The following is a 19,525-nucleotide window of genomic DNA, read 5'->3' as shown; positions in this document are numbered from 1 at the left end:
GACAACGGGTTGGCGGGAGGTGCGGCGGTGAAGGCGAAGTATCTGGGTCTGGCGATTCTCCTGGGCGGTCTCGGCGGGTGCGTGGTGCATCCGCCGCAGACCAGCGAACCGCCGGCCTCGCTGCCGCCGCAAAGCCAGCCGCAGCCCGGTCCGTCCAGCGCGCCCGGCGCCACCCCGCCGCGCATCACCCCGCAACCGCAGACTCCGGCGCAGCCCAGCCGCTCGCGTCCGCAGTTCGCCCCGCCGCCAGGCGGCAAGGGCGTCTGGGACGGCAGCCTGGGGGTCTATGTGATCCGCGGCGAGCGCGATCTCTACTACCGCCAGCGTACCTACTACCGCTGGGACGGCGGCTGGTTCTGGTCCACCAGCCCGCAGGGTCCCTGGACCGAGACCGACGCCCGCGGCATCCCGCCCGGTCTCAGCCGGCGCTACGCCAATCCATGACCCCTAGGGGTTCTCCGGGTCGTGCCCGAGCGACTGGATGAACAGCGAGAACAGTTCCGGTTGCGAGGAAATGTCCAGCTTGGCGTACAGGTGGCGCCGATGGACCTTGATCGTCTCCGGCGAGATCGCCAGGCGCTCGGCCATGGCCTTCGACGAGTAGCCGCGAAGGATCAGGCGAGCGATCTCCAGCTCGCGTTCCGATAGCACGCTGGCGCCGAAGTGGCTGAGGGCGTCGCGTATCTGCGTGGCCATCTCTTCCTGCGGTGCGGCCGGCAACAGGCGCTGGCTGCGCTGCTGCCAGTGCTGCTGCATCAGCGCCAGGACCCAGCTCGAGAGCAGCCCGAGCATCCCGCATTCCTCGTCGGCGAATATCCGCTGCATCCCCAGCGATAGCGACAGCGCGCCCCGGTCGGGTACCTGGAGGATGAACTGCACCTCGTCCTCCAGCACGTTGTCGTGGAAGTAGCTGAGGTAGTACTCGCTCTGCCGGAAATGGTCCGGGGCGATCTCCTCGAGGCGGTACAGGCCGCTGGCCAGGCCTTCCCGGCAAGCCTGGTAGAAGGGGTCGAGCAGGTACAGCCCGTTCAGGTAGGCGAGCATCGAGGCCGGCCCGGCGTGCGGTTCGGCGTCGTATTCCTCCAGGGCCACCGGCACGCCGTTGGCGGGGTAGAAGATCGCCAGGGCATTGTCGAACGGCAGGTGCTGGCGCAGCAGCAGGATCAATTGCTTCCAGAAGCGGTTGCCGCCGATCTGTTCGATGGCGCGGCCCAGGCTGGCGTGCATGCCGATGTCCCGGAACAGGGTGTGCATCCGTATTCGCTCCACGGTGGGTTTTCGCAGGCTCCGGTTTGCGGCTTTTCCACCCGCCGCGTCAAGGGGCGTAACCCCAAAGGGTGATTGGCCCGCCGGTTCCGCGCTCCTAGAGTCGGCGCATAACCAGCGCCCCGGCAGGGGGCCGCCGCGAGTCTCCGTTACTGCCTCAACTTCAATAACAATCAGAGGACAACGACATGAGCTCTTCCCCCGCGCCCGAAAGTGCGCTGAAACCCACCCTGGGCGTGTTCGACGTGGTCGCCATCACCGTTTCCGCGGTCACTCCCGCCAGTTCCGTCTTCGTCATCGCCCCCTTCGCCATCCAGCAGGCCGGCACCGGCGCCTTCTGGGCCTTCGCCCTGGCCGGGGTGCTGGCGCTGATGTTCGCCTGGTGCTATGCCGAGCTGGGCAGGGCGCACAGCACCGCCGGCGGCGAGTACGTCTACGCCAAGCGCGTGTTCGGCGGCTTGGCCGGCTACGCCACCTTCCTCACGGTGCTGGCGATGCTGCTGTTCATCCCGCCGGTGCTCGCCACCGGCGCGGCGACCTACCTGAACGCCGCCCTCGGCACCCACTTCGATGCGCAGACCGTGGCCCTGGCGATCGTTGCCTTCAGCTACCTGCTGGGCATCCTCAACATCCGCGTCAACGCCTGGGTCACGGGCACCTGCCTGCTGCTGGAAGTGGCGGCGCTGCTGGTGATCGTCGGCCTCGGTTTCGGCCATGCGCAGCAGCCGGTGAGCGTCCTGCTGCAGCCGCAGGTAGTCGGCGACGGCGGGCTGCTGGCGATCGCACCCTGGGCATTGGTGATCGGAGCGGTCGGTACCGCGCTGTTCTCCTACAACGGTTTCGGCGGCGCGGTGCTGCTCGCCGAGGACATGAAGGACGGCGGCCACAGCGTGCATCGCGCGGTGCTCTGGTCGCTGGCGCTGGTGGTGCTGATCGAGATCGTCCCGCTCGCCGCGCTGCTGATCGGCGCGCCGTCGCTCCCGGCGATGCTCGCCAGCCCCGATCCGATCGGCTACCTGTTGAACAGCCATGGCAACGAGACGCTGTCGCGCCTGGTCAGCGCCGGGATCTTCCTCTCGGTGTTCAACGCCATCGTCGCCATCGTCATCCAGAGCGCCCGGGTGATCTTCAGCAGCGGTCGCGACGCGCTCTGGATGCCGGCGTTGAACCGTGCCTTCACCCGTATCCATCCGCGCTGGGAGTCGCCCTGGCTGGCCACGCTGTTCCTCGCCATTCCCTCGGCGGCGCTGAGCTTCAGTTCCAACCTGGCCGAACTGACCTCGTTCACCGTGCTGCTGATCGTCATGGTCTACCTGATCGTCGCCCTCTGCGCGCTGTTCAGCCGGGTGCTGCGGCGCGACCGCGAGCATCCCTACCGGATGCCGCTGTGGCCGCTGCCAGCGCTGTTGGCAGCGAGTGGCGCGGGATACCTGCTGCTCAACCTGTTCCTGGCGGCCTCGGCCAGGGATGTGATGATCATTGTCGGACTGCTGGCGGTGTCGGTGATTCTCTACTGCACCTACGGCAAGCTCAGTCCGGCGTTCCAGAAGCTTTGAAACAGGAGTCCGCATGCGCGCTCGACAACTTGGCATCACCCTCGGCCTGGGCACTCCCGGCCCGTTCAACGCGATCACCGACGTTCCCGGCGTGCGCGTCGGCCACAGCACCCTGAACCATCGGATCGACGGCAGGCAGGTTCGCACCGGCGTCACCCTGGTCCAGCCGCGCGCCGGTGCGGCGCGCCTGCAACCCTGCTTCGCCGGCTGCCATGTGCTCAACGGCAACGGCGACGCCACGGGCCTGGAGTGGGTCCGCGAAGCCGGCCTGCTGACCACCCCGATCGCCATCACCAATACCCACAGCGTCGGCGCGGTGCGCGACGCGCTGATCGCCGAGGAGCGCGCCGAACTCGGCGACAGCGGGCTGTACTGGTGCATGCCGGTGGTGATGGAGACCTTCGACGGCCTGCTCAACGATATCTGGGGCCAGCACGTCGGCGCCCGCCAGGTCGGCGAGGCGCTGGCCTGCGCCGAGTCCGGACCGGTCCGCGAAGGTTCGGTGGGCGGCGGTACCGGGATGATCTGTCACGAGTTCAAGGGTGGCATCGGTAGCGCATCGCGGCGGCTGCCGGCGGAGCAGGGCGGCTGGACGGTGGGCGCGCTGGTCCAGGCCAACCACGGCCAGCGTCGCGAGCTGCGGGTCGATGGCTATCCGGTCGGCCGCCGGCTGGGCGACATCCCCTCGCCGTTCAGCGAGGAAGGCACCCCGGGCATGGGCTCCATCGTGGTGATCCTGGCCACCGACGCGCCGCTGCTGCCGCACCAGTGCCAGCGCCTGGCGCAGCGCGCCTCGATCGGCATCGCTCGCACCGGTGGTGGCACCGAGGACTCCAGCGGCGACGTGTTCCTCGCCTTCGCCACCGGCAACCAGGACCTGCCGCCAGCCGACTATGCGCGCAAGGACCTGCCGCAGAGCACGCTGCTGCGGATGCTCAACAACGACCACATCTCGCCGTTGTTCGCCGCGGCGGCGGAGGCGGTGGAAGAAGCCATCGTCAACGTGCTGCTGGCCGGCGAGGACATGCGCACCGAGGATGGCCGGCTGGTGCCCGCGCTGAAGGGGGAGAGGCTCCTGGCGGCGCTGCGCGAGACCGGCTGGCCGGGACGCTGAAAGCGGCTCAGCGCCAGCCGCGGGTGCGCGCCACCGCTTCGCTGAAACGCACCTGCCAGCGCCGGGCGGTGCCGGCGTCGACCCGCGGCTGGAACTCCGTGCGGGTGTTGCGCGGCTCCGCCAGCTCGTAGCCGAGGCCACGCGCGGCAAGGGCGGCGCAACCGAAGGCGGTGAGTTCGTCGAAGCGCTGGGTGACGATGCGCCGTTGCAGGCTGTCGGCGAGGAACTGGGCGAAGTAGGGGCTGCGCGCCAGGCCGCCGTCGATGGACAGGCGGTCGGTGACCTTCAGGTAGCCGTCCATCGCCTGGATCACCTCGGCGCTGCGCAGCACCACGCCTTCGAGCAGGGCCTGGCAGAGGTCCTCGCGGCGGGTGCCGGCGTCCATTCCCAGCCACATCGCGCCGGCGCTGCGGTCCCAGTGCGGGCATGCGAGTCCCGACAAGGCCGGGACGAAGGCCAGCCCGCGGTCGATGGCCGGCGGCCGGTCGAAGCCGGCCAGTTCCGAGAAGTCGCTGAACAGGCCAAGACGCCCGGCCCACTCGACTGCGGCGCTGGCATCGTAGACCCCGCCGTCCATGGCGTACACCGGCTTGCCATCGATCTGCCAGGCGATGGTGGCGAGCAGGCCTGTCTCCGGCGAGCGGATGATCCGCTCGCCGCTAAGGGTCAGGGCGAAGGCGCCGGTGCCGAAGGTGATCTTCGCATCACCGGGCTGGCGGCAGCCGTGACCGTAGAGCGAGGCCTGCTGGTCAACCACCGAGGCCGTCAGCGGAGTGTTGCCGATCACCCCGAAATGGCCGACGGTATCGCGGATTTCCGGCAGGCACTCGATCGGCACGCCGAACAGGGCGCACAGTTCGGGGTCCCAGCGGCCCTCGGCGAGGTTCATCAATGCGGTGCGCGAGGCGGTGGTGACGTCGGTGGCGAAGGTTCCGCACAAGCGGTCGAGAAACCAGGCGTCGCTGGTTCCCAGGCGCAGGCGGCCGGCCTCGAGAGCCCGGCGAGCGGCAGGAAGGTGCTCGACGATCCAGCCCAGCTTGCTGGCCGAGAAATAGGCATCGAGCGGCAGGCCGCTGCGTTCCAGGACCAGCGCCTCGGCGCCGCTGGCGCGTAGACGCTCGATGTGCGGGGTGGTGCGGTTGTCCTGCCAGACGATCAGCGGCGACAACGGCTCGCCGCTGCGGGCGTCCCAGGCCATGCAGCTTTCGCCCTGGTTGGCGAGGCCGATGGCGTCGACCCGGCCGCTGGCCTCCAGGCAGCGTTGCAGGTTGGCCAGCAGTTCCAGCGGATCGTGCTCGACCCAGCCGGACTGCGGATGATGTTGCTGGTGACGCAGCGCCAACTGAATATCGGCGCTGCCGTCCTGGCTGGCAACCAGCACGCGGGTACTGGTGGTTCCCTGGTCGAGGGCGGCGATTCGCATGGTCGGTTCTCTTCGCGGGTTCAGTGGCCGGAGGTGAGGAAGGCGACTTCCAGGCGTCGGGTGTCCGGCGGTAGGCGCAGGGCGGCCAGCGGCACCAGCAGGCGGCGCTCCGGCAGGCAGGACAGGGCGCGCTCCCACACCGGGCGACCATCGGCCAGTATCCGCAGGCGGCCGCTGGCGGCCTCGCTTACGCGTAGCTGCAGATGCGCCAGGCCGGGTGTCGGGTCGGCCAGCAGCCGCTGCGGCACGCACAGCTTGAGCGGACCGCTGCAATCGATGGCGATACCGGGCGCGGCGACCGGCAGTTCGGCCCGCAGGTCGGCGGCCAGCAGGCCGGCTATCCTTCGTCCCTCGCGGAACGACCAGCCGGCGGTCTCGATCGGCCGGAGCAGGTTGCCGGCGGCGAAATAGGCGGGGTCGGAGCAGCGGCCGAACTGATCGATGCGCGGGCCGCCGCTGGCCGGGTCCAGTTCCAGGTGGCTGAGGCGGACCAGGCTCGATTCGGGAACGAAGCGTCCGCTGAGGAGGATGCCGTCGCAGGCGATCCGTTCGACCCGCCCGTCGCCCAGGCGTACCCGCGCCGCCTCGACCCGGCCGCGGCCTTCGATCTCCAGCAGCTCGCTGGAGAAGTGCATCGGCACTCCGCACAGCCTGGGAAACAACGATAGCGGCCAACGCGCGGTGGCCCGTGCGTTGCGTTCGAGCATGGCCACCGGGCGGATGCCGGCACGCCGGCAGCTCATCACGGCGGACAGGCTGACCAGCTCGGTGCCGACGATCAGCGGCCGTTCGAACGGCTTCAGGCCTTGCAGATAGAGATAGGCTTGCAGCGCGCCGGTATTGATCACGCCCAGTGGCCGGTCGCCGCCCAGCAGGCGCGCCGAGCGCGGCGTCTCGCGTGCGCCGGTGGCCAGCAGCACGCGTGTCGCGCGCAGACTGCGCGGGCCTTCGGGGGTGGCCAGTTGCAGCAGACCGGCGGCGGCGAGAGCGACCACGCTATGGCGCAGGCGGATATCCACCCCGGCCCGTTCAGCCTGTTCGACGTTACGCAGCGCGTAGGCCGGGCCAGTCAACAGGCGGCCGTGCTCGCGCAGGCCGAACGGCGGATGCGCGCAATGCCGGGGTATACCGCCGGCCTCGCCGTCGCGCTCCAGCACGCAGACCCGGGCGACGCCCTGGCGGCGTAGTTCGATGGCGGCCGCCAATCCGGCGGGACCGCTGCCGACGATGGCGACGTCGACCTGTTCAGTGATGCTCATGGCAACTCCCGGTGGCGAGGGGCTGGGCGAGGCGGCCGGCGCTCAGCTCGGCGACCCGCGCGTTGCAGTAGAAACCCTGGCAGCGTCCCATGCAGGCGCGGGTGCGACGCTTCAGGCCGCCGAAGTCGCCGGCTGGCAGCGGGCCTTCCAGGGCGGCGAGGATTTCCCGGCGGGTGACCATCTCGCAGTGGCAGACGATCTCGTCGTAGCCGGGACGCTGCCAGTCGCGCGGCAGGTGTTCGGCGAGGTTCGGTACCTGCGGCCAGAGCGGCTCGCGAACCGCTTCGTGGAAGCGCCCACCCTGGTAGAGACGATAGACGTGGCGTGCGATGCCCAGCGCCGCGGTGAGACCGGTGGAACGGATGCCGCCGACACTGATCCAGTTGCGTCCGTCGACCTGGCGGATGCGGTATTCCTTCTTTTCGCTGGCCGGCCGCAATCCTGCGTAGGTGGCGGTGACCGGCATGCCGCGCAGGCCAGGGAGCCGCTCGACGGCGGCGTCGATCAGTCGCTGCAGGGTGTCGCTGTCGACCCGTGCCTGTTCGCGGTCGTCCTGTTCCTCGGCGGTGGGGCCGGCGAGCAGGTTGCCGAAGACAGTACGGGTGAATACCACGCCTTTGGTCCGCTCGTTGGGTACCGGCAGCAGGATGTGCCGCAGCAGCGCCGCGGCGGCCTTGTCGAAGACCACGAACTGGCCCTTGCGCGGATGGATGGCGAAGCTCGCCGCGCCGAGCAGGCGCTGTTCCAGTTGGTCACCGAAGAGTCCGGCGCAGTTGATTACCTGGCGCGCGCGCAGATCGCCGCGGCGGGTATGCAACAGCCATTCGCCGCCGTCGAAGGCGCCGTCCAGCACCTCGACGTTGAAACAGGCCTCGGCGCCATGGGCCTGCGCCTGTTGCAGATAGGCGAGCGGCGCGGACCAGGGGTCGATCAGATGCTCACCGGGGACCCGCACCGCACCGAGCACATTGCCGGCCAACTGCGGCTCCAGCGCCAGGACCTCGTCGCGACCGATCTGGCGGACGTCATCGACACCGTTGCCGTGGGCCTGCTCGACGATGGCCGGCAGGCGCGCCAGATCCTCGTCGCTCCATGCCGCCACCAGGGCGCCGGTTTCCAGCAGCGGCAGGTTGAGGCGCGCATGGATGTCGCGGTATTCGCGATAGCCCTCCTGCATGCAGGCCAGTTCGATGCTGCCGGGCGGCGCGTCGAAACCGGTATGGAGGATCGCGCTGTTGCCCTTGCTGGCACCGGAGAGGATGTCGGTGCTTTTTTCCAGCAGGACCACCCGCGCACCTTCCAGGGCGAAGCGGCGGGCCATGGCGCAACCCACCACGCCAGCGCCGATCACTGCAACGTCGAAGATCGCGGTCTTTGTCGCAAGCGGCTCAGTCATCGTTTCTGCCTGTTTCTTTTGGTATCAGTTTGCTTTTTGACCGTAACACTGAATTTTCACACAGAATTTTATGTGAAATTTGTTGTTTTAATGTGGCAACTGAAAGAGAAACAGTCAATCGATTAATCGACGGGCAGCCACCGGCACAGCCCCGGCCTGTCTCCGGGGCTGCCCGCGAGGGGAGTCAGGCCTGCGGGGTGCGCAGGGGGGCTTCGTGGACTTCCACCCGTGCCTGTTGCAGGGCTTCCCAGAGTTCCCCGGTAGGCTTGCGGTCGACCACCAGGCGGTTGATCCGGCTCAGCGGGAAGACCTGGAACAGGGCGCGCCGGCCGAGCTTCGAGGAGTCGGCGATAACCGTCAGTTGGCGGGCCTGGGCGATCATGGCACGGGCGATCTCGGCTTCCTCGATGGAAAAATCCATGGCGCCATCGCCGTTCAGCGCGCCGACGGTGATCACCGCATGCTCGGCGTTGAACCGGGCGATCTGCTCAATGGCCAGGGCGCCGACGTTCTGTTCGGATTCCGGGCGGTACTCGCCGCCGATCATGAATGCACGGTTGCCGGAGGCGCCGACGCTGCCGGCGATCAACAGCGAGTTGGTGATCACCGTCAGATGGCTCTGGCGCGCCAGTTCGCGGGCGAACAGCAGGGTGGTGGTGCCGGTGTCGATGAAGATGCTGTCACCGGGCCCGAACAGGCCGGCGGCGTAGCGGGCGACTGCGCGTTTTTCCTGGGCGTGCTCGTTCATTCGGGTCTGGAAGGCGTTCTCGTGCTCGCCGCTGGGCGGCAGGGCGGCCCCTCCGTGGAATTTGCTGACCAGGCCTTGTTCGGCCAGCGCGGCGAGGTCGCGGCGAATGGTTTCCTGGGAGGTGGAAAGGGTCCGCGCCAGTTCGTCCACCGAGATCCGCTCGCGCTGGCGCAGCAATTCGAGAATGTGGCGGCGGCGTTCCTCGGGGCGCATCGTGTTCTCCCATGGGCCGCATCCTGGTGCGGCGATTGTTACCGTGAATCGCCCGGTAGCGCCTGGCGGCGCTGGGCGGAAGGGGGCGGGGCGAGGCTTTGCGCAGGCCCGGCGGAAAATCCCACAGGTCCGTAAGGCAGGTACGCTCTTGGATTGGCCGCCTACTTGACCGTATGGGTGACCAATTTAGGTAAAACGAACCTTCAAATCAACACGAAAACCAAATTGTGGCACGCGAAATGCGAGTGTTCGCTTCGGCGGAGCGACCGGCGTGGCCGGCCTCCCGACCAGACAACCAGAAGAACGCATCCCGCTACGGGAGCCTGCCGAGGGGAGAACGACGCAGATGGCCGAGTTCGGAAACTATGTGATTTACCTGATCATGCTGGGTGCGGTACTTGGCGCGCTGGCTTCCATCCTGCGCCCGGAAAGCGGTCTGGGCCGCGAGTTCGTCAACGGCATCCACGCCATCGGTCCGGTGTTCCTCGCCCAGGCCGGCATCATGGTAGCCATTCCCTATCTGTCGAAGGCGATTTCCCATGCCCTCGGCCCGTTCTTCCAGACCCTCGGTTCCGACGTATCCATCGCCGCGCTGTCGATCATCGCGGTGGACATGGGCGGCTACCAGTTGGCCGATGCCCTGACCGCCAACCGCGACATGTGGATTACCGCCATGCTGGTGGGCTACACCTCCGGCGCGACCATCGTCTACCTGATCCCGGTCGGCCTGACCATGCTCGAGCGCAAGGACCACAAGTACCTGGCGCTGGGGGCGATGGCCGGGTTGATCAGCATTCCGTTCGCGGTGCTGGCGGCGTTGCTGCTGATTACCCTCAACCACATCCCGGTGCGCGAACTGGTATCGACCGGTTCGCCGGCCCTGCACTACCTGTCGCTGGACTTCCTCGGCATGCTTCGGCTGCTGGCGCCGCTGTTCGTCTTCTGCTTCCTGCTGGCCGCCGGCCTGAAGTACCGGGCGACGGCGATGGTCACCGGGTTCCTGGTATTTGGCAAGGTGATGGACGCGTTCATCAAGATGGCCCTGGCGCTTTCCATCGTCCAGCACTTCACCGGAGTCTTCACCAAGGTCTTCGGCGGCTGGGGCTTCGACCCGATGTTCGCCGACGAGAAAGAGTTGTTCCGCGCCATCGAGATCGCTGGCTACATCGGCATCATGCTGGCCGGGACCTTCCCCATCTGCTACCTGTTCCAGCGCTACTGCAAGCGCCCGATGGCGGTCCTCGGCCGTTACCTGGGGCTGTCCCAGCCGGGCGCCACCGCCTTTGTCATGGTGCTGGCGAACATCATCGCCACCTACCACCTGTTCAAATACATGAATGCTCGCGACAAGGTGCTTTGCGTGGCCCTGGGCGTCTGCGCCCAGGCCACCATCGGCGATCACCTGGCATTCACCGCCAACTTCCAGCCGACGCTGATCCTGCCGATCCTGCTCGGCAAATTGTTCGGCGGCCTGCTGGCGGTATTCATCGCCATCCGCATCTCGGTGCCTGCCGCCGAGCGCTATGCCCGGCAGGAGCAGGAGCATGACGAGGCGGAAAAAAGCGCCCTGCACGCAGCCTGAAACATCCCCCGACGAGCGCCGCGGGCCATCGCGGCGTCGCTTTCCGCAACGAGGTAACCATGCGCAAGATATTCCTAGCCTGTCCCTACAGCCATGCCGACGCCGAGGTGGTCGAGCAGCGCTTCCGTGCCTGCAACGAGGTCGCGGCGACCATCGTCCGCGCCGGCCACGTGGTATTCAGCCAGGTCTCCATGTCCCACCCGATCAACCTGTGCCTGGCCGATCTCGACCGCGCGGCGATCGGCAGGTTGTGGGCGCCGGTGGACGCCTTCTACATGGATCACCTGGAAGAGCTGATCGTCCTCGACCTGCCGGGCTGGCGAGACAGCGCCGGCATCCGCCGCGAGATGGAGTTCTTCGAGGCCGGCGGACAGCGGGTGAGCCTCTGGTCCGAGGTGGAGCACGAGTTTCGCTGAGGCGGCAGTGGCTGAACTGCAAGCCGAATGAAAAAGCCGGAAGCGCGAGCGCTTCCGGCTTTTTCGTCGAGCGGCGAGGGATCAGTTGGGGCTGTAGATCTGGTCGAATACGCCGCCGTCGATGAAGTGGGTCTTCTGCACGCTGCGCCAGTCGCCAAAGGTCTTCTCCACCGAGAAGAAGTCGACTTTCGGGAAGCGGTCGGCGAACTTGGCGAGGATCTCCGGGTTGCGCGGGCGCAGGTAGTTGTTGGCGGCGATGGTCTGGCCTTCGTCCGACCACAGGTACTTCAGGTAGGCCTCGGCCTGGGCGCGGCTGCCTTTCTTCTCGACCACCTTGTCGACCACCGCCACCGGAGGCTCGGCCTCGGCGGACACGCTCGGGTAGACCACCTCGAAGCCGCCTCGGCCGAATTCGCGGGCGATCATCTCGGCTTCGTTCTCGAAGGTCACCAGTACGTCGCCGATCTGGTTCTGCATGAAGGTAGTGGTGGCGGCGCGGCCGCCGGTGTCGAGCACCGGTACCTGCTTGAACAGTTTGCCGACGAACTCCTTGGCCTTGTTCTCGTCACCGCCGTTCTTCAGCACGTAGCCCCAGGCGGAGAGATAGGTATAGCGGCCGTTGCCGGAGGTCTTGGGGTTCGGCACCACTACCTGGACGCCGTCCTTGAGCAGGTCCGGCCAGTCCTTCAGGGCCTTGGGGTTGCCCTTGCGAACGATGAACACGGTGGCCGAGGTGAACGGCGCGCTGTTGTTCGGCAGGCGGGTCGCCCAGTCCTTCGGCACCAGGCCGCCGTTGTCGGCGAGGGCGTCGATGTCGGTGGCCTGGTTCATGGTGATGACGTCGGCGGGCAGACCGTCGATCACCGAGCGCGCCTGCTTGCTGGAACCGCCATGGGACATCTGGATGGTGATGTTCTCGCCTTTCTCCGCTTTCCAGTATTTCTGGAAGGCCGGGTTGTATTCCTTGTAGAAGTCGCGCATCACGTCGTAGGAGACGTTGAGCAGGGGCTGGGCGGCGTGAGCGGCGCCGCCGAGCGCCAGGCCGGCGGCCAGCAGGGAGGCGCTGAACAGTCGTTTCACAGGGCAGTTCCTTTGGGCATGTTGTAGTGGCTCGACTATAACGTCGGGTTATATGCAGGGTAAATATCAAAAACTGCTTTGCTTATTACCCGCTCGAGCCTATGCCGCGGCCGGCGCTTTGGCCAGCGCTAGTCGAGGCCGCTGACCGCCAGGTCCTTGGGATACTCCACGCTGAACTTCAGGGTGGCGCTGCGTTTCTCGCCGGGTTGCAGGGTCCAGTCCCACTTCAGCTTGCCGTCGTCCTCGCGCTTGATTTCCTGCGCCTTGGGTTCCAGCAAGGTGACCTGGATCTGCTCGTTGCGCGAGACCGGCAACTGGTCCTCGAACTGCACGCGTTCGGCGTTCTTGTGGTTGTTGCGCACGTCGATGCGGAATTCGTAGTTGACCCGCGTGCGGTTGCCGATCAGGCCGCTGCTGTCGGTGTAGCGCTTGACCAGCTTGCGTTCGATGCCGATGCCCTCGTCGGCGCCCAGTGCCAGTTCGAAGCTTTCCCCGGGCATCACCCCGCGCAGATGGCCGCTGGCGACGAAGCTGTTGCCGAGAAAGGTATTCAGGGTGCCGGGGAGCAGCGGGTAGTCGCTGTCGTTGCGGGTTTCCGCCTCCAGGTAGGCGGTTTCGCGCAGGGCCGGGGCCGCCAGGTAGCGCAGCTTGGCCGGCATTTCCAGGCGGGCGATGGTGACCTTCTGCGCGCTGCCGTCGCTGTTCAGGGTCGCCGGCACGGGGATGTGGAAAGAGGCGCTGGCGGCTCCGCTGCTGACCTCCGCGGTGGCGAGCCGCGCCTCGGCCAGCTTCGGCGCCGAGGCCGGCATGGCCATCTTCGCCGAGGTCCTGGCGATGGGCGCGGCTTGCGGCATGGGCGCCGGAGCGTCCTGCATGGCCATCTCGGCACCGTAGTAGGCGTTGGGCGCGTCGATGTCGACGATCCAGGGATTCAGCCGCGGTACGTTGCCGCCCAGGGCCGGACGGGCGGTGGAGAGGGTCAGGTCGATGTCGGTCCAGTCTTCGCCGCTGCTCTGCCGGACCAGGCCCTGGTAGGTCAGTTCGATGGTCTTCGCGCCGTCGCGCAGGCGCGCGTCGTAGGTCGGCTGCCAGGAGGCGTCGCGCAGGGTGTAGTCGAGCTTCACCTCGACCTGTGCCGGTTGCTCCAGGGCGACCCGCAGGACCGCGCGCTTGAAGCGCTTGCCGTCGCCGTTGAGGGTGCCGCGCTGCTCCTGCAACTGCTGCTTGCGCTGTTCCAGTTCGGCGGCGCGGTCGTCCAGCTGGCGCTGCTCGGCGAGCAGGCGTTCGAGGTTGCCTTCGGTCAGTTGCAGCAGGCTCTTCAGCTCGTCGATGCCGGGCATGGGGCGATCCTTGCCGGGCTGGGTGCTGCCGCTCTGGATGTCGGCGAGGAACTTCTTCTGCGCTTCGAGCACGCTGCCGCGGTCATGGATTTCCCGCAGTTGCCGGTCTATCTCGCGCAGTTGCTGGTCGAGTTGCTGCACACGGTTGTCGTCCGGGCGCTCGACCCGTTGCGCGGCGCTGCTGACGTCGAGCAGGGTGGCGGCGGCGCTGGCGCCGAGGGACGCGCGCAGGCTGGCGTCGTCGAGCTGGAAGGGCAGTTGCTCCAGGGCGATCTCATGCTGGCCCTTGGGCAATTGCAGGCGGGCGGTGCGGGTGACCACGGCACGGTCGGCGTAGACGGTGACCGCGCTGATGCGGCTGTCGACCGCTTGTGGCGCGGCCAGCAACGGAGCGCTGGCGAACAGGCCGGCGAACAGGAGCGGAGAGGCGGCGAGTCGATTCACGATATCTCTTCCTTGGGCGGATGGAGGGGCGAGGAACCCGTGCGTGCGGTTCCTTCCTGCTGCCTGAGACGCAAGCACGGCGAAAGACGGGTTAAGCGGCGCGAAGAAATTTTCCCGTGCGGCTCAGGCCGGCTGTTCCAGGCGCTCCAGGGCACCGCGCAGGTTGGCGCGGGCGGCGGCCTCCCAGCGCTGCCGCAGCGGTTCGCAGTGGTACAGCGCCGGTTGCTCCAGCAACTGGCGCAGCACCTTGCCGCGCCCGGCGCGGAACAGCGGTTCCGGCACCCAGGCGTATTCGGCGCGGACGTCCGCCTCGTAGCGTGCGTAGACCGGCGCCGGCGCGGCCAGGATGGCGAGGTCGAGATCCACCACCAGGGCTGCGTCGGCGTCTCCCGGCGGCGCCTGGTGACAGGTGGCCATGATCAGTTCGCGCAGGGCCGGCCGCAGCGCCGCCAGCCCGGCCTGGTCGAGCCAGCGCTCGGTGCTGGCGGCGCTGGCGGCCTCGTTGTCCTGGCGCTGGGTGTCGTAGACCAGGTCGTGGGTCCACAACGCCAGCTCCACCAGGTCCGGCCGCCGCGCCAGTTGGCGCCAGCGGTCGAAGTGCTCCAGGCAGGCGAGGATGTGGCGATCGCTGTGGTAGTGCCGGTCGGCCCCGCCATAGGCCGCCAGCAGCGCGTCGAAGGCATCCGCCGGCGGGTTGCCGCCGAGTCGCTGCCAGAGGGCGTCCCAGCGCTGCCGGTCAAGACTTCCCATGGCTGCCTTCCTCGCGAGGGAACAACGGGTTGCCGCAGCGGCAGCAGAATGCCGCCTGCACTTCGTGGGTCGCCTTGCGGCACACCGGGCAATCCCGCTGCAACAGGTTGGCCGGGTCCTGGCGCATCGCGGTGGCGAGTTCGGCGGTGAAGATCCCGGTGGGCACCGCGATGATCGAGTAGCCGGTGAGCATCACCAGGCTGGCGATGGCCTGGCCGAGCGGGGTCTTCGGGGTGATGTCGCCGAAGCCGACCGTGGTCAGGGTGACGATCGCCCAGTAGATGCCGCGGGGGATGCTGGTGAAACCGTGCTCCGGGCCTTCGACCACGTACATCAGCGCGCCGAACACGGTGACCAGGGTCATCACGGTGAGGAAGAACACGATGATCTTCTGCTTGCTGCCGCGCAGGGCGGTGAGCAGGAAATTGGCCTGGCTCAGGTACTGGCGCAGCTTGAGCACGCGGAAGATCCGCAGCATGCGTATCACCCGGACGATCAGCAGGTACTGGGCGTCGGGGTAGAGCAGGGCGAGGAAGCCGGGGAGGATCGCCAGCAGGTCGACCAGGCCGTAGAAGCTGAAGGCATAGCGCAGCGGCTTGGGCGAGCAGTACAGGCGCAGCAGGTATTCCACCAGGAAGATGCCGGTGAAGCCCCATTCGATGTAGGCCAGCAGGTCGCCGTAGTCCTGGTGGATCTCGTCGATGCTGTCGATCATCACTACCAGCAGGCTGGCCAGGATCACCAGCAGCAGCGCGCTGTCGAAGCGCCGGCCGTCGCGGGTGTCGGTCTGGAAGATGACGATGTAGAGGCGTTCGCGCCAGCTGTCGGGTGCGCTCATCGTGGCTCCTGATGATGGATGCGGCACCTTACCAGACTAGCCCGCCGGCGCCAGCGTTCCCCGCTCAGGAGCGCCGCCGGCCGAGGCGCGCGCCGAGGCTGCCGGCCAGGCGCAGGTAAAGGCGCTCGCCGCCAATGCAGAGCAGGCAGGCGAGGATGAACGGTGCGGTCAGCGCCGGCAGGCCGAGCAGGCCGAACAGCGGTTGCAGCGCCACCGCCAGGCCCATGCCGAGCAGTGGCGGCCAGACGCTGCGGTAGCGCAAGGCCAGGGCCAGCCCGGCAAGAGCGGCGTTCAGGCCGTAGAGCCCGGCGAGCGCGCTCGCCCAGTCGTAGCCCAGCAGCCAGGCCAGCGGCAGGCTGGCCGCGGCGCCGGCGAGGGCCCAGGCGGCCGAGGGACGCGAGACCAGCAGCAGGCCGAGCCAGACCAGCAGCCCTGCCAGCGGTTCACCGAGGAAGATGATCTCGCCGATCCCCAGCGTTAGCGCCGCCAGCTCCGCCGTGCCGCTCCAGGCGCAGCTGAAGCAGCCGCCATGGGCCGCCGGGGCCAGGCCTAGCCAGGCGCCGAGGGGCACCAGCCACCAGCCGTTGAGGACGAAGCCCAGGGTATAGGGCGGTAGCCAGCGGCGTCGGCGCAGCCCATGCAGGAACAGGCGCTGCAACGCCACGCTGGCCAGGCAGCCGAGCGCTACCAGCGACACCAGTCCCGGCGACCAGGCGAAGCGGAATGCCAGCAGCATGCCGATCAGCACGGCGTTGTAACCGTACAGCCCGGCCTCGATGTCGCTGTCGGCGCAACGCAACAGGCGCGCCAGCAACGGGCCGAGGGCGCCGCCAAGGAGGGCGCCGGCGAGCAGCGGCGGCGCGCCGACGGCGATCGCCAGCAGGCAGGCCAGGCCCAGGCGTGGGTCGCCCTGGAGGAACACCTGGCTGATGCCGCGCAGGAGGATTCGGGATGCATTGAGGAGAGGTTGCAGGGGCATGGCGGTCAGCGCGGCAAGGGCCGCTCGGCAGGCACGGAGATGCCAGGTCTGCGCGAGGGGCGGGGGTGGTCATTGTAGGGCCGGTAGCGGAGGCGACGCACCCCGGACGAGAAGGCCAGGCGAGGGTCATGCATGCAGGGCGTTCCAAGAAGAAAAAAAGACCTCCGGCAGGAGTTGAACCGGAGGCCTTGAATGTCCATGGCCTGCATGGGAGTGCGCGAGGGAGGCCATGGTCCGACAAGAAGGTCTTTCCCGGATGGATGGAGACGCGGCCCCGTATTTCCGGCCCCATCCATCCGAGAGAGACAAGGGTGGCCCGACCCGCATGCCCGGGGGGACGGCGCGGGCCGGACCGAACTCGTTGCTTCAGAGGCCTCCCAGCGGCGGCGCCACGGTCTCGATGCGCAGCATGTTGGTCGAGCCGGGGCGACCGAACGGTACGCCGGCGGTGACCACCACGGTGTCGCCGCGGCGCGCCATGCGCTGGGCCAGGGCGATGTCGAGGGCGGTCGAGCAGATCTCGTCGACGTGCGCCAGTTGCTCGTTGACCACCGAATACACGCCCCAGGCCACGGTCAGTCGCCGCGCGGTGCGCAGGTTCGGGGTCAGGCTGAGGATCGGCGCCTTGGGCCGCTCGCGGGCGGCGCGCAGGGTCGAGTTGCCCGACTCGGTGTAGTTCACCAGCACCGCCACCGGGAGGATCCGGCTGACCCGGCGGATCGCGCAGCTGATCGCATCGGAGACGGTAGCGTCGGGCTGCGGACGGTTGACCTCGAGCTGGACGTGGTAGTCCGGCTCGGCCTCCACCTGGCGGACGATCTTCGCCATCATCTCTACCGCCTCGCGAGGGTATTGTCCGGAAGCGGTTTCCGCCGAGAGCATCACCGCGTCGGCGCCGGCGCCCACCGCGGTGGCTACGTCGGTCACCTCGGCGCGGGTCGGGGCGGGGGAGAAGCGCATCGACTCGAGCATCTGGGTAGCCACCACCACCGGCTTGCCGAGCTGGCGGCAGACCTGGACGATGCGTTTCTGGATGCCCGGCACGCTCTCCGCCGGCACCTCTACGCCGAGGTCGCCGCGCGCCACCATGATCGCGTCGGCGCGCTCGGCGATCGCCTCGATGGCGCTCACCGCGCTGGGCTTCTCGATCTTGGCCATGAGGAAGGCCTTGTCGCCGATCAGCCCACGGGCCTCGTCGATGTCCTCCGGGCGTTGCACGAAGGACAGCGCCACCCAGTCGACCCCCAGTTCCAGGCCGAAGGCCAGGTCGCGGCGGTCCTTGTCGGTCAGCGGGCTGAGTTGCAGCACCGCTTCCGGCACGTTGACGCCCTTGCGATCGGACAGCTCGCCACCCACCGCCACGCGGGTCTCGATGGCGTCGCTGTGGCAGTTGACCACTTCCAGGCGGATCTTGCCGTCGTCCAGCAGCAGGCTCATGCCCGGCTCCAGGGCATGGATGATCTCCGGATGCGGCAGGTTGACCCGCCGCTCGTCACCGGGGACGTCGCTGAGGTCGAGGGTGAAGGTCTGCCCGCGCTGCAATTGCACGGCACCGGCGGCGAAGCGGCCGACCCGCAGCTTCGGACCCTGCAGGTCCATGAGCACGCCGATCGGGTAGTTCAGTTCCGCTTCCACCTCGCGCACCCAGGCGAAGCGCTGCGCGTGATCGGCGTAGTCGCCGTGGCTGAAGTTCAGGCGGAACAGGTTGGCGCCGGCCTCCACCAGGGCACGGATATCGTCGCGGCTGCGGGTGGCCGGGCCGAGGGTGGCGAGGATCTTGGCTTTCTTGTCGGCTGTCATGTCAGGACTCGAGGATGAGAATGGCGCGGAAGTCGTTCACGTTGGTGCGGGTCGGTCCGGTCACCAGCAGGTCGCCGAGGGCCTGGAAATAGCCGTAGCCGTTGTTGTCGTCGAGCTCGTCGCGGATCTTCAGCCCGGCCTTTTCGCCGCGCGCATGGGAGCAGGGCGTCATCAGCGCGCCGGCGTTGTCTTCCGAGCCGTCGATGCCGTCGGTGTCGCCGGCCAGGGCCCAGATGTTCGGTTCGCCCTTTAGCTCGGCGGTGAGGCTGAGGAGGAACTCGGCGTTGCGTCCGCCGCGACCGTTGCCGCGCACGGTGACGGTGGTCTCGCCGCCGGAGAGGATCACGCAGGGCGCCGCCAGCGGCTGGCCGTGCTTGCGGATCTGCCGGGCGATGCCGGCGTGGACCTTGGCGACTTCCCGCGCTTCGCCCTCCAGGTCGCCGAGGATCAGCGTCGAGAAGCCGGCCGCGCGGCACTTCACCGCTGCTGCGTCTAGGGCGTTCTGTGGCGTGGCGATCAACTGGAAGTGGCTGCGCGCCAGGCACGGGTCGTCGGGCTTGACGGTTTCCGAACGCGGGTCGGCGAGCCAGTCGAGGACGTTCTGCGGCACGTCGATGGCGTAGCGCCTGAGGATCGCCAGGGCGTCGGCGGAGGTGGTCGGGTCGCCGACGCTGGGGCCGGAGGCGATCACCGTGGCCTCGTCGCCGGGAACGTCGGAAATCGCGTAGGTGTAGACGCTGGCCGGCCAGCAGGCCTTGGCCAGGCGACCGCCCTTGATCGCCGAGAGGTGCTTGCGCACGCAGTTCATCTCGCCGATGGCGGCGCCGGACTTGAGCAGCGCCTTGTTCACCGCCTGCTTGTCCGCCAGGTCGATGCCTTCGGCAGGCAGCGAAAGCAGTGCGGAACCGCCGCCGGAGAGAAGGAAGATCACCCGGTCGCTCTCGTTCAGGCCGCTGATCAGTTCCAGCACACGACGGGCGACGCGCTCGCCGGCGTCGTCGGGCACCGGATGGGAGGCTTCCACCACCTCGATGCGACTGCATTGCGCGCCGTAGCGGTAAGGCGCCACTACCAGGCCCTGGATCTCGCCCTGCCAGTGCTTCTCCACCACTTCGGCCATGGCTCCGGCGGCCTTGCCGGCACCGATGACGATGGCGCGCCCGCTGCGATCTTCCGGCAGGTGGTCGGCCAGCACCTGGTAGGGATGGCCGGCTGCCACCGCGGTATTGAACAGCTCGGTGAGAAAGGCGCGTGGATCGGTACTCATGACAGGCTCCGAATTTCTTGTTGTCGTGCCGCCGGTCGGGCCGGCGGTCGCAGC

17 protein-coding genes are annotated in these 19,525 nt (G+C 68.1%); 5 read left to right on the top strand and 12 right to left on the bottom strand.

The features are described from left to right. The first annotated feature begins 27 nt into the window (after positions 1-27). Positions 28-444, top strand: a complete 417-nt coding sequence (locus M6E97_RS15580; RefSeq protein WP_003087156.1) for a hypothetical protein — start codon at positions 28-30, stop codon at positions 442-444. Positions 445-447: 3 nt separating this feature from the next. Here the strand turns inward: M6E97_RS15580 and M6E97_RS15575 are convergent, their stop codons facing one another. Beyond that, positions 448-1,254 carry a helix-turn-helix transcriptional regulator gene (locus M6E97_RS15575; RefSeq protein ID WP_003087160.1) on the bottom strand — a complete coding sequence of 269 codons (807 nt, stop codon included), beginning with the start codon at positions 1,252-1,254 and terminating at the stop codon, positions 448-450. A 200-nt stretch (positions 1,255-1,454) separates the two neighbouring features. On the opposite strand from M6E97_RS15575, the gene M6E97_RS15570 reads away from it, so the two are divergent. Together M6E97_RS15570 and M6E97_RS15565 are read left to right on the top strand one after the other, a co-directional pair. Continuing rightward, a complete protein-coding gene (locus M6E97_RS15570; RefSeq protein WP_033939393.1) occupies positions 1,455-2,822 on the top strand; it encodes an APC family permease in 1,368 nt (455 codons plus the stop codon). Positions 2,823-2,835: 13 nt separating this feature from the next. Continuing rightward, complete coding sequence (locus M6E97_RS15565) at positions 2,836-3,936, top strand: P1 family peptidase (protein ID WP_058187930.1); 1,101 nt, start codon at positions 2,836-2,838, stop codon at positions 3,934-3,936. Positions 3,937-3,943: 7 nt separating this feature from the next. Here M6E97_RS15565 and M6E97_RS15560 read toward each other — a convergent pair whose 3' ends face one another. From M6E97_RS15560 to M6E97_RS15545, 4 genes are all read right to left on the bottom strand, one after another. Beyond that, complete coding sequence (locus M6E97_RS15560) at positions 3,944-5,359, bottom strand: glycerol kinase (RefSeq protein ID WP_003087165.1); 1,416 nt, start codon at positions 5,357-5,359, stop codon at positions 3,944-3,946. 20 nt (positions 5,360-5,379) lie between these two features. Further along, positions 5,380-6,618, bottom strand: coding sequence for an NAD(P)/FAD-dependent oxidoreductase (locus M6E97_RS15555; RefSeq protein WP_003133161.1), 1,239 nt, complete (start codon positions 6,616-6,618; stop codon positions 5,380-5,382). Then, entirely contained in the window at positions 6,605-8,014 is a 1,410-nt protein-coding gene (locus tag M6E97_RS15550; protein ID WP_009314775.1) for an NAD(P)/FAD-dependent oxidoreductase, read from the bottom strand. The genes M6E97_RS15555 and M6E97_RS15550 overlap by 14 nt, the downstream gene beginning before the upstream one ends. A 184-nt stretch (positions 8,015-8,198) precedes the next feature. Further along, positions 8,199-8,975, bottom strand: a complete 777-nt coding sequence (locus M6E97_RS15545) for a DeoR/GlpR family DNA-binding transcription regulator (protein WP_003083169.1) — start codon at positions 8,973-8,975, stop codon at positions 8,199-8,201. A gap of 346 nt (positions 8,976-9,321) precedes the next feature. On the opposite strand from M6E97_RS15545, the gene eutH reads away from it, so the two are divergent. Together eutH and M6E97_RS15535 are read left to right on the top strand one after the other, a co-directional pair. Continuing rightward, positions 9,322-10,557, top strand: a complete 1,236-nt coding sequence (gene eutH / locus M6E97_RS15540; protein WP_003087169.1) for an ethanolamine utilization protein EutH — start codon at positions 9,322-9,324, stop codon at positions 10,555-10,557. A 59-nt stretch (positions 10,558-10,616) separates the two neighbouring features. Beyond that, positions 10,617-10,973, top strand: a complete 357-nt coding sequence (locus tag M6E97_RS15535) for a DUF1937 family protein (RefSeq protein WP_003087170.1) — start codon at positions 10,617-10,619, stop codon at positions 10,971-10,973. An 81-nt stretch (positions 10,974-11,054) separates the two neighbouring features. On the opposite strand, the gene M6E97_RS15530 is transcribed toward M6E97_RS15535, so the two are convergent. The 7 genes from M6E97_RS15530 to M6E97_RS15500 all read right to left on the bottom strand — a co-directional run bounded on the left by M6E97_RS15530 (position 11,055) and on the right by M6E97_RS15500 (position 19,471). Next, a complete protein-coding gene (locus tag M6E97_RS15530) occupies positions 11,055-12,053 on the bottom strand; it encodes a sulfate ABC transporter substrate-binding protein (RefSeq protein WP_003087175.1) in 999 nt (332 codons plus the stop codon). Positions 12,054-12,181: 128 nt separating this feature from the next. Then, on the bottom strand, positions 12,182-13,837 hold the full coding sequence (gene muiA, locus M6E97_RS15525) for a mucoidy inhibitor MuiA (protein ID WP_009314771.1): 1,656 nt from the start codon (positions 13,835-13,837) through the stop codon (positions 12,182-12,184). Between the two features lie 123 nt (positions 13,838-13,960). Then, the gene (locus M6E97_RS15520; protein ID WP_019485648.1) at positions 13,961-14,587 is read right to left on the bottom strand and encodes a hypothetical protein; all 627 of its coding nucleotides are present in this window, start codon (positions 14,585-14,587) and stop codon (positions 13,961-13,963) included. Further along, complete coding sequence (locus M6E97_RS15515) at positions 14,574-15,425, bottom strand: ion transporter (RefSeq protein WP_003083179.1); 852 nt, start codon at positions 15,423-15,425, stop codon at positions 14,574-14,576. Before M6E97_RS15515 ends, M6E97_RS15520 begins: the two co-directional genes overlap by 14 nt. A 64-nt stretch (positions 15,426-15,489) precedes the next feature. After that, complete coding sequence (locus M6E97_RS15510; RefSeq protein ID WP_003117787.1) at positions 15,490-16,404, bottom strand: urea transporter; 915 nt, start codon at positions 16,402-16,404, stop codon at positions 15,490-15,492. Between the two features lie 366 nt (positions 16,405-16,770). Next, positions 16,771-18,204, bottom strand: a complete 1,434-nt coding sequence (gene pyk / locus M6E97_RS15505; RefSeq protein ID WP_003117786.1) for a pyruvate kinase — start codon at positions 18,202-18,204, stop codon at positions 16,771-16,773. A 1-nt stretch (position 18,205) separates the two neighbouring features. After that, positions 18,206-19,471 carry a glycerate kinase type-2 family protein gene (locus tag M6E97_RS15500; RefSeq protein ID WP_031685976.1) on the bottom strand — a complete coding sequence of 422 codons (1,266 nt, stop codon included), beginning with the start codon at positions 19,469-19,471 and terminating at the stop codon, positions 18,206-18,208. Positions 19,472-19,525: the final 54 nt, after the last annotated feature.

It is taken from the genome of Pseudomonas sp. B111, from assembly GCF_026428275.1.
In the GTDB taxonomy this organism is placed as follows: Bacteria; Pseudomonadota; Gammaproteobacteria; order Pseudomonadales; family Pseudomonadaceae; genus Pseudomonas; species Pseudomonas aeruginosa.
The sequence above is the reverse complement of the archived record's forward strand: the minus strand, read 5'-3'. Positions and strand labels throughout refer to the sequence as shown.

What these genes read in the sequence shown, in the direction of transcription:
- pyk (WP_003117786.1), bottom strand. Translation starts at nt 18,204, where the DNA reads ATGACAGCCGACAAGAAAGCCAAGATCCTCGCCACCCTCGGCCCGGCC.
- M6E97_RS15500 (WP_031685976.1), bottom strand. Translation starts at nt 19,471, where the DNA reads ATGAGTACCGATCCACGCGCCTTTCTCACCGAGCTGTTCAATACCGCG.
- M6E97_RS15515 (WP_003083179.1), bottom strand. Translation starts at nt 15,425, where the DNA reads ATGAGCGCACCCGACAGCTGGCGCGAACGCCTCTACATCGTCATCTTC.
- M6E97_RS15550 (WP_009314775.1), bottom strand. Translation starts at nt 8,014, where the DNA reads ATGACTGAGCCGCTTGCGACAAAGACCGCGATCTTCGACGTTGCAGTG.
- M6E97_RS15545 (WP_003083169.1), bottom strand. Translation starts at nt 8,975, where the DNA reads ATGCGCCCCGAGGAACGCCGCCGCCACATTCTCGAATTGCTGCGCCAG.
- M6E97_RS15570 (WP_033939393.1), top strand. Translation starts at nt 1,455, where the DNA reads ATGAGCTCTTCCCCCGCGCCCGAAAGTGCGCTGAAACCCACCCTGGGC.
- M6E97_RS15575 (WP_003087160.1), bottom strand. Translation starts at nt 1,254, where the DNA reads ATGCACACCCTGTTCCGGGACATCGGCATGCACGCCAGCCTGGGCCGC.
- M6E97_RS15560 (WP_003087165.1), bottom strand. Translation starts at nt 5,359, where the DNA reads ATGCGAATCGCCGCCCTCGACCAGGGAACCACCAGTACCCGCGTGCTG.
- eutH (WP_003087169.1), top strand. Translation starts at nt 9,322, where the DNA reads ATGGCCGAGTTCGGAAACTATGTGATTTACCTGATCATGCTGGGTGCG.
- M6E97_RS15510 (WP_003117787.1), bottom strand. Translation starts at nt 16,404, where the DNA reads ATGCCCCTGCAACCTCTCCTCAATGCATCCCGAATCCTCCTGCGCGGC.
- M6E97_RS15535 (WP_003087170.1), top strand. Translation starts at nt 10,617, where the DNA reads ATGCGCAAGATATTCCTAGCCTGTCCCTACAGCCATGCCGACGCCGAG.
- M6E97_RS15565 (WP_058187930.1), top strand. Translation starts at nt 2,836, where the DNA reads ATGCGCGCTCGACAACTTGGCATCACCCTCGGCCTGGGCACTCCCGGC.
- M6E97_RS15520 (WP_019485648.1), bottom strand. Translation starts at nt 14,587, where the DNA reads ATGGGAAGTCTTGACCGGCAGCGCTGGGACGCCCTCTGGCAGCGACTC.
- M6E97_RS15555 (WP_003133161.1), bottom strand. Translation starts at nt 6,618, where the DNA reads ATGAGCATCACTGAACAGGTCGACGTCGCCATCGTCGGCAGCGGTCCC.